The following is a 12,485-nucleotide window of genomic DNA, read 5'->3' on the forward strand; positions in this document are numbered from 1 at the left end:
GGCGTAGCATGGGTCACATGAGAAGATCGCGCCCCCTCACCATCCTGTATTACTTCCTCGCCGCACTGCTGGTGTTGCTGGTGGCGCTCGTCATCTTCGTGCTGACGTTCGACTGGAACCGCGCCCGGCCCTACATCAACGACAAGGTGTCGCAGACGATCGGGCGCGAGTTCGCCATCCGGGGCGATCTGGACGTGCGCCTGCGCCGGGGCGATCCCGCCGAGCCGGGCTGGCGCCGCTACGTGCCGCGCCCCGAGATCAGCGCCGGCGACGTCTACGTCGCCAATCCGGCGTGGACCAGCACCGGTCCGCGGCTGGCCAGCGCCGGCAACGTCGTCGTCGCGCTGCATGCGCTGCCGCTGCTGCACAAACAGGTGGTGATCACCAATCTGGAACTCGATAAGCTGCAAGTGGCGGCCCAGCGCCGCGCCGACGGCAGCAACACCTGGACCTTCAAGGACAACGGCCCGTCGAAATGGGAAGTCGACATCCGGCGCCTGGCGTTCCGCGAGGGCAGCCTGCGCTACCTGGACGATGGTATCAAGCTCGATTTGCGCGCCACGGCCACCACCATCAACCCCGGCGACGCCGACGGCAAGAATTACGGCATGCGGGTGGAACTGGGCGGGTCGTATCACGGCGCGCCGGTCACCGGCGGCGGCAAGACCGGCGCCGTGCTGTCGCTGCGCGACGAACACGATATCTTCCCGATCCAGGCCAACGCCATGCTGGGCAAGAACAAGATCGCCGTCGAGGGCACCCTGACCGATCCGCGCTCGCTGTCCGGCATCGACCTGAAGCTGTCGCTGGCCGGCGCCAGCATGGCCGACCTGTACCCGCTGACCGGCGTGCTGCTGCCGGAGACGCCGCCCTACGCCACCACCGGCCGCCTGGGCGGCAAGAAGGACGGCGCGGTGTGGAACTGGACCTACCGCGACTTCACGGGCACCGTCGGCGGCAGCGACCTGCACGGCACGCTGAGCTACAGCCCGCGCAAGCCGCGTCCGCTGCTGACGGGCGCGCTGACGTCCAACCAGCTGCGGCTGGCCGACCTGGGGCCGGCCATCGGCGCCGAGAGCAACGCCGACAAGGCCGCGCGCGACAAGAAGCCCAACCAGCCGGCCGGCAAGGCCTTGCCGGTGGAGCAATTCAACACCGCCAAGTGGGACGCGCTCGACGCCGACGTCAAATTCACCGGCAAAAAGCTGGTGCGCACGCACGACATCCCGCTCGAGGACATCCAGACCCACATCCGCATGAAGAACAAGGTGTTGACGTTGACGCCGCTCAACTTCGGCATGGCCGGCGGCAACGTCACGTCCAATATCACGCTCGACGGCGGCAAGCAGCCGATCCAGGCGCAGATGAAGATGGCCGCGCGCCACCTGCAGATCCGCCAGCTGTTCCCGAAACTGCAATCGATGCAGGCCAGCGTGGGCGAGGTCAACGGCGACGCCGCGCTGGCCGGCACCGGCAACTCGGTGTCGGCGATGCTGGGCACCGCCAGCGGCGAGCTGGGCGCCACCGTCAGCGAGGGCTCGGTCAGCAAGTTCGTGCTGGAGGCGGCCGGCCTGAACATCGCCAACGCCGTCTTCGTCAAGCTGTTCGGCGACAAGCAGGTGCAGCTGAACTGCGTGGCCAGCGATTTCGTCGTCGAAAAAGGCCAGGCGCAGACGCGCCGCTTCGTCGTCGACACGGACGAGGCCGTTATCGATGTCACCGGCACCGTCGATCTCGCCAGCGAGCGCCTGAACCTGGACGTCAAGCCGAAGACCAAGGGTGTGCGCATCATCTCGCTGCGCACGCCGTTGTACGCGCGCGGCACGTTCGCCAATCCGGACGTCGGCGTGGCCAAGGGCCCGCTGGCGCTCAAGGCCGGCGCGGCGGTGGCGCTGGGCATCATCAATCCGCTGGCGGCCGTGGTGCCGCTGATTAACCCCGGCAATGTGGAGGCGGTCGATTGCGCCGCCGCGCTCAAGCAGGCGACCGAGGTCCGGCACGGCTCCAAGCCCGAACCTGTCAAAAAGCAATAATTTAAAACCGCTAAAACTTTGTGCTGGCGCAAGATGCGTGGGAAGAAACGCGGCCCGTGGGTGTTATCGGTCGCGGCGGTCTATTGATCGGGGTTGTCGCTTGGTATGATAGGCGTAACCAAGGACCCGTGATGCTGATTTCCGCAAAGAAACTTCCGACCGCGTCGCGCTATCTGATCGGCGCGGGCCTGGCGCTGTTCGCCTTGATGTTGCAGATCGGCGTTGCGGCCATCGTCGGCAACCGGATTCCTTTTTTGTTGTTCATTCCATCGGTCGCGCTGGCGGCGGCGGTGCTGGGCACCGGCCCGGCGGCCATCGTCCTGTTGACGGGCTTCCTCTACGGCTGCTCGCTTTTCCCGCTGGACACTTTACACGCCGGCAGCTTTCGCGATCAGTTGTCGCTGGGGCTGTTCGTCGTGGTCGGCGTGTTTTTCATGTACGTCGGCGGCAAGGTGCGGGCGGTGGCCGGCCGCGCGCTCGACGCCGAGCTGGCGCTGCTCAACGAGAAGCTGGCCCGCGAGCGCGCCGACGACGAGCGCCTGCGCCAGCTCTACCAGCAGGTGCGCAGCAGCGAGGAGCGCTACCGCAACCTGTTCGATTCGATGGACCAGGGCTTTTGCGTGATCGATGTCATCTTCAATGACGCCGGCGTGGCGGTCGACTACCGGGTGCTGGAGATGAATCCGGCCGGCATCGCGATCTACGGCCTGGGCGATGTCGTCGGCAAGACCATCAAGCAGGTGGTGCCGCACATCGGCTCGTACTGGATCGACACCTACGCCCAGGTGGCGTTGACGGGGCGGCCGGTGCGCTTCGAGAACCAGGCGCAGTCGAGCGGACGCTGGTTCGAGGGTTACGCGACCCGGGTCGGCGACGCCGACAGCCGCAAGGTGGCGCTGCTGTTCACCGACGTCAGCGTGCGCAAGGAGAACGAGGCGCGCCTGCGCCGGCTGGCGGCCGACCTGTCCGAGGTGGACCGCCGCAAGACCGAGTTCCTGGCGGTGCTCGCGCATGAGTTGCGCAATCCGCTGGCGCCGATCCGCAGCGGCCTCGATATCCTTAAATTGAGCGGCAGCAATCCGCAGATGGTCGAGCGCATGCGCGACATGATGGACCGCCAGGTCACGCACATGGTGCGGCTGGTCGACGACCTGCTCGACATCGCCCGCATCAACGGCGGCAAGATCGATCTGAAGAAGGAGCGCGTGTCGCTGCAGAGCATCATGTCGGCGGCGGTCGAGGCCAACGCGCCGCTGATCGAGAGCGCCCGCCATCGGCTGTATGTCGTCATGCCCGACGAAGCGGTGGAGGTCATGGTCGATCCGACCCGCATGGTGCAGGTGCTGGGCAACCTGCTGAACAACGCCGCCAAGTACACGCCGGCCGGCGGCAGGATCGATTTGAGCGCGGTGCGGGACGGCGACCAGATCGTCATCTCGGTCGAGGACAACGGCGTCGGCATTCCGGAGGCGTCGCTGCCGTTCATTTTCGATATGTTCAACCAGGTCGGGCGGAACATGGATTTGTCGCACGGCGGGCTGGGGATCGGGCTGTCGCTGGTCAAGCGGCTGGTGGAGCTGCATGACGGCAGCATCGGCGTCACCAGCGGCGGTACGCACAGCGGCGGCAGCACCTTTACCATTCGTTTGCCGTTAAGCGTGCCGTTGCAGGCGGATGCGTTGCCCGCCGTCGGCGTGGCGGCGCCGCTGCGCACCGATACGTTCAAGATCCTGGTGGTGGACGATAACGCCGACGCCGCGCAGACCCTGGCCAGCCTGCTCGAGTTCAAGGGGCACAGCATCCGCGTGGCCAATGACGGCGTGGAGGCGCTGGAGGTGGTGGAGGATTGGATACCGGAGGTGGGCTTGATCGATATCGGCATGCCCAATTTGAACGGCTACGAGCTGGCGCAGGCGTTGCGGAAAAACCCGGCGTTGGATGGCATGGCGCTGGTGGCGCTGACCGGGTGGGGGGCGGAGAGCGACCGCACGATGTCGAAGGATGCCGGCTTCGTCGAGCATTTGACCAAGCCGGTCGATTTCGACGCCATCGAGGCGGTGCTGGACAAGCTGGGGAAGGCGACGTGATTGGCCATCGATGGGCCGCTGGCGGCGCTTGGCGGATTACGCTGCGCTAATCCGCCCTACGTGTCTCGGCGGTGTGCGGTGCATGCATACATCAGGAGACACGTAGGGCGGATTAGGCGGAACGCCGTAATCCGCCATCGGCGAGCCGTCGGGAACGCCCGCTTACACCACGCTGTCCCAAGGCGCCGATAAGCGCATCGCGCAATTGATCAAGCCCACCATCGAATACGTCTGCGGGAAATTGCCCCACATTTCGCCGGTGACCGGGTGCGTGTCCTCCGACAGCAAGCCCAGATGATTGCGCGCCTTGAGCATGGTCTCGAAAATCTCGCGCGCCTCGGCCTTGCGGCCGATGCGCGCCAGCGCGTCGATGCGCCAGAACGTGCAAATATTGAACGCCGTCTCCGGCTTGCCGAAATCGTCCGGCGCCTCGTAGCGGCGCATGTACGGGCCGTCGCACAGCGATTTTTCCAGCGCCTCCACCGTCTTGACGAAGCGCGGGTCCTTGGGATCGATGAAATTGACCTCGGCCATCAGCAGCACGCTGGCGTCCAGGTCCTCGCCGCCCAGGCTTTCGCAGAACGCCTGGCGCTTCTCGCTCCACGAGTCGCGCAGCAGCGGCACCTTGATCTGCTCGGCGCGCGCCTGCCAGTGCGCGGCGCGCTCGGGCAGCTCCAGCACGGTGGCGATCTTGGCCAGGCGGTCGCACGCGGCCCAACTCATCAGCATCGACGAGGTGTGCACCCGCGCCCGCGTGCGCAGCTCCCACATGCCGGCGTCGGGCTGGTCGTGGACGCGGAAGGCTTGCTCGCCGACCGCCTCCAGATGCGCGAACTCGGCCACGCCGGCGCGGTTCAGCAGCCGGTGGTCGAGGAAGGCTTGCGCCGCCCCCAGCACCACGTTGCCGTAGACGTCGTGCTGGAAGTGCTCCTGCGCCTGGTTGCCGACCCGCACCGGCTGGTGGCCGCGATAGCCGGGCAGGTGGTCGACGGTCGACTCGGGCAGGAATTCCTCCAGCCCGATGCCGTACAGCGGCTGGATGTGGCCGCCCTTGGAGCTGGCGACGATGTTGCTCAGCCAGCGCAGGTATTCCTCCATCGTGCCGACCTCGGAAATGCTGTTGAGCGCGCGCACCACGAAGAAGGCGTCGCGCAGCCAGCAGAAGCGGTAGTCCCAGTTGCGCGCGCTGCCGGGCGCTTCCGGGATGCTGGTGGTCATGGCGGCGATGATGGCGCCGGTGTCCTCGTACAGCGACAGCTTGAGCGTGATGGCGGCGCGGATCACCACGTCCTGCCATTCGTACGGCAGCGCCAGGCGGCGGCTCCAGTTGCGCCAGTAGTTGACGGTTTCCTTCTCGAAGCGGCGGCACACGTCCTCGATGCCGTCGTTGAGCGTTTCGTCCGGCCCCAGCATGAAGTTGAGCGAGCTGTTGGCCAGGAACCAGGTCTCCGACAGCAGGTGGCTGAGCGAGGCGTCGGTGTTCAGGCGCAAGGTCTGGTCCGGGCCGACGTAGCGGATGTGGTGGCTGCCGCGCGTGATCTCGGGCGCCTCGCGGCCCCATTCGAAGCGCGGGCGCAGCCGCACGCGGATGCGCACCGCGCTGTTGAGGATGCGGATGCGGCGGATCAGCATCAGCGGCCGGAACATGCGGTCGCGGCTGGTGAAGCGCGGCGCGAAGTCGGTGATCTCGATGCCGTGGTTGTCGGCGTCGGTCAGGCGGGTGCGCAGCACGGCCGTGTTGGGATCGTAGAACTGCTCGGTCTTGACGCAGTTTTCCAGCTCGATGCTCCAGACGCTGCCGTTCTCGGAATTGTCGAGCAGGGCGTTGAACACCGGGTCGCCGTCAAAGCGCGGCAGGCAGCACCAGACGATGTTGCCGCTGCGGTCGACCAGCGCGTTGTACGAGCAATTGCCGATGACGCCGCAGTTGAGCGACGCCTCGGGCGTGACCGGTTTGCCGGGCGCCTGCTCGTTCGGATTGGTGTGTGCGGCGGAATTTGTTTCGCTTGTCATTGTTCGTCTCCTTGGGGCAGGGTGGTGGCCGCTTGCATCAGCTGCGCGCGCAAGTGCTGCGGCGAGGCCAGGCGGCGCAGCGCGGCGCTCGGACCGGCGCCGATCTTGACGCCCATGCCGCCCGCTTGCTGGGCGTAGGCGATGCCGGCTTCGTCGGTGGTGTCGTCGCCGGCGAACACCGGCCGGTGGCCCTTGAACGGCGCCTCCTGCATGAACGCGGCCAGCGCGCTGCCCTTGGTGCTCGATGCCGGTTTGAGCTCCAACACCATTTTGCCATGCAACAGCACCATGCCGGGGCTGTCGTCCAGCGCGGCCTGCATGGTCTGCTCGCACAGCGCCTTCAGTTCGGGCGCCAGCCGGTAGTGCAGGGCCAGCGCACCGCGTTTTTCCTCCAGCAGCAGGTCGGGATATTGCTCCACCAGCGGTTGCAGGTGGCGCCGCGCGTTGTCCAATGGCAGCACCGTGATGTAGTGCAGCTCGCCGTCGGCGGCGCGCCGCTCGGCGCCGTGGACGCCGGCCGCCGGCAGCTTGAGCGGCGCCAGCATGGCGTCGATCTGCTCGATCGGACGGCCGCTGACGATGGCCAGGCGGCCGCCCAGCTTGTCGCGCAGCGCGGCCAGCGCCTGCACCAGGCCGGGCGCGACCACCACCGTGTCGGGCGTGTCGGCCAGGTCGACCAGGGTGCCGTCGAAGTCCAGGAACAGGCTGCAATCGGGCCAGTCGGCCAGCGCGAAGGTTTGCCCGTCGGCGAGCGTATCAGGGCCCGCCGGATTCGTTTCTAGTGTCATCATCTTTTTCTTTAACCTACCCGGCGCAGGTTGCCGCGGCTGTGGGAACGGATCTTCTGCATCACTTTTTCACGTTTGCGCAGACGGGCGGCGTCGAGCAGCATGTGGCCGGCCCAACGGTAGACGTTGAAGCGGCGCACGCGGTCGCGCATGCTGCGCATCCGTTCGCGCTGCTCGACCGGCGGCATCGTCAGGCCGCGGTACAGCGCCTCGGCGCCCTGTTCGATGTGGTACGGGTTGATGATCAGCGCCTCGTGCAACTCGCGGGCGGCGCCGGTGAACTGGCTCAGCACCAGCGCGCCGCGTTCGTCGTCGCGCGCGGCGATGAATTCCTTGGCCACCAGGTTCATGCCGTCGTGCAGGCTGGTCACCATGCAGACCTCGCAGGCGCGGAAGTAGCGCTGCAGCTCGGCCTGCTCGTGGTGCTCGATCTTCAGGATGATCGGCAGATAGCCGTCGCTGCCGAAGCGGTCGTTGACGCGCGCGGCCAGCTTGCGCACACGCTGCTCGAAGTTCATGTATTCCTCCAGGTCCGAGCGGCTCGGCGCGGCGATCTGCACGAAGCTGAACTTGCCGATCATGGCCGGATGCAGCTCCAGCATGCTCTCGACCGCCTGGAAGCGCTCCAGGATGCCCTTGGTGTAGTCGAGGCGGTCGACGCCGAACGCCAGCAGGTGGTCTTCCGGCACGCCCAGCAACTGGCGGATCTCGGTGCGGCACTGTTCCACCGGCTGCGTGTCCGGATAGTCGGGCCAGGCGATCGAGATCGGATAGTCCTCGACCTGGGTCAGCTCGTTGCCGTAGGAAATGGTCGACGCCTCCGGCTCGATCCGGGTTTCCAGATAGCGGTCGACGGTGTCGAGGAAGTTCTTGCGGTGGAACGGCGTGTGGAAGCCCAGGATCGTGCTGCCCAGCATGCCTTCGAGGATTTCCTCGCGCCATGGGCAAATCCCGAACGATTCCGAGTTAGGCCAGGGGATGTGCCAGAACGTGATAATGGTCGCCTTCGGCAGCGCCTCGCGCACCATGCGCGGCAGCAATGCGAAGTGGTAATCCTGCACCAGCACCACCGGGTTGTCGGTGCGCGCCTCCTTGATGACGGCGTCGGCGAAGCGGCGGTTGACCTTGACGTACTCGTCCCAGTCGGACGAGCGGAACACCGGCCGCACGTGGGCGATATGGCACAGCGGCCACAGGCCTTCGTTGGCGAAGCCGTAGTAGTAACCCTTTTCCTCTTCCTCCGTCAGCCACACGCGGCGCAGCGTGTAGCTCGGATCTTTCGGCGGTACCGGCACGTGGTCGTTGCGGTCGACCGTCTCGCGGTCGGCGCTGCCGGCGCCGTGCGCGATCCAGGTGCCCGAGCAGGCCCTCATCACCGCCTCGACGGCGGTCACCAGGCCGCTGGCCGGACGGCGCACGCGGATCGTGCCGTCCTTGTTTTTTTCGTGGATGTAGGGCTCGCGGTTCGATACCACCAGCACCTGGTCGCCGGCCAGATCCTGTTGCAGCAAGGCCTTGAGTTTTTCCGGCGCCCACTCGGCGCTGTTGCCGCTGCTGCTGCTCTGGCGTTCCTCGTGGTATTCCTCCAGCAGGCTGCGCAGTTCGCCGATCAGCGGCTCCATTTCCGGCGGTGGCGCCGGCGGCGGCGCGCCCGGCGCGGTCGATTGCACGTCGCGCGGCAGCAGCTGGCCGCGCAGCACGTCGTTCAGGCTGGCGAGCCAGCCGCGCCAGCTCAGGTGCGACACCAGCAAGGTCAGGAAGGCGATCGCCACGCCCAGCAGGGCGAAGAAGATCAGCACGTACTTGGTGGTTTCGGCGCTGCGGCGCTCGATGAAGCTCATGTCGTGCACCAGGATCAGCCGGCCCAGCGCCGTGCCGTTGTCCTCGATCGGCGTGTCGGCCACGTGCACCGGGCCGCGTGGCAGTTGCACCAGCGATTTTTGCTTGCTGCCGTCGGCCGGCTTGTCCCAGCAACCCAGCGATTGCGGGTAGGTATAGGTTTTGTACAGCAGCTTGCCCGAAGGATCGCAGAAGCCCAGCGCGAACAGGCGCTCGTCCTCGATGGCGCCGTCGAACAGTTTTTTGATGTGGGCCTTGTCGTTGAGCAGCACATCCTCGCGCAGCGGCACCTGCAGGGTGGCGGCCAGCAGTTGCGAGCGGTTGTCGAGATCGCGCACCGACCAGCGCAGGGTCAGGTTGTCCATCAGCGGGACGACGATGTAGGCGAACAGCCCCAGCAATATTGCCAGGGGCAGCATGAAACGTAATGATAATTTAACGGAGCGTGAAAGCATGAAGAGTCCTCAAGGTGTGATTGCAGGATAGAAAAACAACCGCTGCATCAATTTTTCGGGATGCGTGGCAATCGACCTCAGCTCCACTATTGTTTCATTCATGAGGGAAAAAACTTTGTTCGCTAGCGCACGCATGCGGGCAAATGGCGCGCCGCAACATTGGAAAGTTCCCTAGAATCACGCCATGGATCTCGACTATTTTTCTGATATGCATGAAGGGCCGTGGCGCGCCGCCGCAGTAGTGGGCGCCAGCGCGCTGATTTTTGTTGCTGTGGCTCTACTGTTGCATCGGGCGGGCATTATGCTGCTGCGCCGCATAGCGCGTAACCGCCCTTATACGACCAACGCCATCAAGTACGGCTACCGTCCGAGCCAGCTGTGCATGGCGCTGTTCGCGCTGCGCCTGGTGCTGACGGGCGCGCCGGAAAACATGCCGTTGCTGCTGCCTATTTCCCGGATCAACAGCGTGCTGCTGATCATCTGTCTGACGTGGCTGGCGATCGCCTGCGTCAATTCCATTAAACGCACGATCACCGAAGTCAATCCGGTCGATGCCGCCGACAACCTGCGCGCGCGCCGGCTGCTGACGCAGACGGCCGTGCTCACCCGCAGCGCCAACTTCATCATCGGCCTGGTGGGGTTGGGGTTTGTGTTGCTGACCTTGCCGGGTGCGCGGCAGTTCGGCGCCAGTCTGCTGGCCTCGGCCGGGGTGGCGGGCCTGGTGGCCGGTATCGCGGCGCGGCCGGTGCTGGGCAACTTCATCGCGGGGCTGCAGATCGCGTTTTCGCAACCGATCCGCCTGGACGACGTGCTGATCGTCAAGGGCGAATGGGGCAGGGTCGAGCGCATCACCGGCACCTATGTCGTGGTGCGGATCTGGGACGAACGGCGCCTGATCGTGCCGCTGCAATGGTTCATTGAAAACCCGTTCGAGAACTGGACGCATACCTCGTCGTCGATACTGGGCACGGTGTTTTTGTGGCTGGACTTCAGCGTGCCGGTGCCGGCGATACGGGCCGAGTTCGAGCGCATCACGCACGCGTCGTCGCGCTGGGACAAGCGGGTGTGCGTGCTGCACGTGACGGACGCCGACGACCGTGGCATGCAGCTGCGGCTGCTGATCAGCGCGCAGGATTCCGGCACCGCCTTCGACCTGCGCTGCGAAATCCGCGAAGCGATCATCGCCTTCGTGGCGGCCAACTATCCGGATTCGCTGCCGCGCCTGCGGCCGGTGCTCGACGCGCCCGGCCCGCAGGAGGACAGCCTGGGCAAACGTCCGACGCACGTGGCGGACAGCCCGGCGCCGTAGGGCGGATTAGCGAAGCGTAATCCGCCATCCAAGCGCCGCCTGCGCCGCGTGCGGCACCGCCGGCGCTTAATTCGGCACCGTCGCCGACTGCGGGTAATCCCGCTCCTGATACATCAACTTGCACTGCGCGGCGCGCAAACCCTCGCGTGCTTCGATACCCGTCGGCGCGAAATCCAGGTACGCCGCCGTCTGCCACGATGTTTGCCCCACCGCCGGCCAGCGCGGCAGGCCGGCGCCGTTCGGATCGCCGTTGCGGATGAAGTTGGCCCAATAGCGCTGCAGCGGCGGCCAGTCGGCCGGCAAGGCCTTGGCCGGCGTGGCGCGGTAGACGTACTCCATCTCCGACGTATGCTCCGGCGGCTTGCCCGAACCGGGCGCGCCCAGCCCGAATTCATAGCGCCACACCCGCGCCGGGTTGGCCATGCGCCGCGCCATCCAGGCCGCCGGGCAGCGGAACCACATGTCCGTCATCAACTGCGTCGGCACGCTGCCGAGCGCGGCGTCGTCATGGTACAGCGCGGCGGCCGCCGGGGCTTGCTTGCCGAAGGCGGCCGCGAGCAAGGCCGGCACCGTTTCCGGCTTGCGGTCCGCGCCCAGTTCCTGGCTGTTGCTGCCGATGATGACGCGGATATCCTTGCCGGCGCCCTTGGCGTAGGCCTCGGCGTACGGCAGCGGCACCACGTGGCCGTCGACGATTTGCTGTTCCCAGATAAAGCTCGGATCGACGCCGTCGGGCGTCGGCAGGTTGGTGGCGGCGGCGTCGACGGTCGCCGCCGGCAGCGTCCTCAGCTTGGCCAGGCCCTCGGCGCCGTGCGGCAGCTTCAGGCGGTCGAGCAGGACGTTGCCAATCGCCTCGTTCTGGCGCGCGGTGCGCGGCGCGCCGGGGGCGGCCGACTGCAGGATCGCCTGGTTGAACAGGCCCCGCGACAGCGGCGACATGGTCAGCAGCAGCGCGTCGAGCGCGCCGGCCGAGTTGCCGGTGATGGTGACGTTGCCGGCGTCGCCGCCGAACGCGGCGATGTTGGTGCGCACCCACTTCAGCGCGGCGAGCTGGTCGAGCAGCGCGTAGTTGCCGGATGCGCCGTGCGGGTTCTCGTCGCGCAGCGCGTCGAGGCCGAGGAAGCCCCAGGCGCCGAGCCGGTATTGCAGCTTGACGACGACGATGCCCTCGCGGTGCAGGGCGTCGTCGGCCATGTCGCCGGCGCCCGCGTAGGCGTTCGAGCCGCCGTGGATGTAGACCAGCACCGGCAGCCGGGCCTTGCCGCGCGCCATCGGCGCTGGCGTGCGGATCGACACCGTCAGGCAATCCTCGCGCATCGTGGCCAGGAAATCCTTGTTCCAGCCGGTGTCGCCCTGGACGCAGGCCGGCGCGACCTTGGTGGCGTCCAGCACGCCGGACCATGGCGCGCGCGGGGCGGGCGGCTTCCAGCGCAATTCGCCGGTGGGCGCGGCGGCGTAAGGGATGCCGTAGAAAATGCTGCTGCCGTCGGCCATCGGGATGCCGGCGACCTTGCCGCCATCCACTTCCACTTGCTGCGCGTGGGCGCCCGCGCAGCCGATTGCCGTGATCAGCACGGCTTGCAAGAGTGTTTTCATCGCATCAGTGTGCCGTGGACGCGGTGCCGATGCAATTCTGATAATCACCAAGCGGGGGAATGATATTATTTTGTGACGGCTGGTGGCTGTGTGTAAATGACGATGGGGACAGGGTTCTTCGTGGAGTTGTTCATGACGAAAAACAGTCCTCCGAAACCGACGAAGAGGCCGACAGAGGTTGCGACCATCCACCGAAGAATCTCAATGCTTGATTTGTGCATGTCCGCGCGTATGTCCGCGATATCCGCCTTGGTGGCCGTTTGTTCCAGGCGCAGCTCTATCTTCGCGAGCCGTTCCCTCGTTTCGCTGGCAAATTCTTCTAGCTTGATCAGCCACTCTTCCATGCTTCAATCATAGCCAGCGTC

The 12,485-nt window shown here is 66.2% G+C and carries 8 protein-coding genes; 3 read left to right on the top strand and 5 right to left on the bottom strand.

What is annotated here, in order from left to right:
* Positions 1–17 precede the first annotated feature (17 nt).
* Both JOD97_RS20305 and JOD97_RS20310 read left to right on the top strand, forming a co-directional pair.
* Complete coding sequence (locus JOD97_RS20305; protein ID WP_209722285.1) at positions 18–2,033, top strand: AsmA family protein; 2,016 nt, start codon at positions 18–20, stop codon at positions 2,031–2,033.
* Between the two features lie 131 nt (positions 2,034–2,164).
* Positions 2,165–4,120: an ATP-binding protein gene (locus JOD97_RS20310; RefSeq protein WP_209722287.1), complete on the top strand. Its 1,956-nt coding sequence runs from the start codon at positions 2,165–2,167 to the stop codon at positions 4,118–4,120.
* A gap of 162 nt (positions 4,121–4,282) precedes the next feature.
* Here JOD97_RS20310 and JOD97_RS20315 read toward each other — a convergent pair whose 3' ends face one another.
* Genes JOD97_RS20315 through JOD97_RS20325 form a run of 3 tightly spaced genes read right to left on the bottom strand, consistent with a single transcriptional unit; the run spans position 4,283 to position 9,215 of the window.
* Entirely contained in the window at positions 4,283–6,133 is a 1,851-nt protein-coding gene (locus JOD97_RS20315; RefSeq protein ID WP_209722290.1) for a glycoside hydrolase family 15 protein, read from the bottom strand.
* On the bottom strand, positions 6,130–6,924 hold the full coding sequence (otsB, locus tag JOD97_RS20320) for a trehalose-phosphatase (protein WP_229264579.1): 795 nt from the start codon (positions 6,922–6,924) through the stop codon (positions 6,130–6,132). Before otsB ends, JOD97_RS20315 begins: the two co-directional genes overlap by 4 nt.
* A gap of 8 nt (positions 6,925–6,932) precedes the next feature.
* Complete coding sequence (locus JOD97_RS20325; protein WP_209722293.1) at positions 6,933–9,215, bottom strand: trehalose-6-phosphate synthase; 2,283 nt, start codon at positions 9,213–9,215, stop codon at positions 6,933–6,935.
* Positions 9,216–9,399: 184 nt separating this feature from the next.
* Between JOD97_RS20325 and JOD97_RS20330 the strand changes: the two genes are divergently transcribed.
* Entirely contained in the window at positions 9,400–10,524 is a 1,125-nt protein-coding gene (locus tag JOD97_RS20330; RefSeq protein ID WP_209722297.1) for a mechanosensitive ion channel family protein, read from the top strand.
* A 66-nt stretch (positions 10,525–10,590) separates the two neighbouring features.
* Here the strand turns inward: JOD97_RS20330 and JOD97_RS20335 are convergent, their stop codons facing one another.
* Both JOD97_RS20335 and JOD97_RS20340 read right to left on the bottom strand, forming a co-directional pair.
* Positions 10,591–12,120, bottom strand: coding sequence for a carboxylesterase/lipase family protein (locus JOD97_RS20335; RefSeq protein WP_209722300.1), 1,530 nt, complete (start codon positions 12,118–12,120; stop codon positions 10,591–10,593).
* 65 nt (positions 12,121–12,185) lie between these two features.
* Positions 12,186–12,464, bottom strand: a complete 279-nt coding sequence (locus JOD97_RS20340; protein WP_209722302.1) for a hypothetical protein — start codon at positions 12,462–12,464, stop codon at positions 12,186–12,188.
* Positions 12,465–12,485: the final 21 nt, after the last annotated feature.

Source organism: Duganella sp. 1411, from assembly GCF_017833525.1.
Lineage (GTDB): Bacteria > Pseudomonadota > Gammaproteobacteria > Burkholderiales > Burkholderiaceae_D > Rugamonas.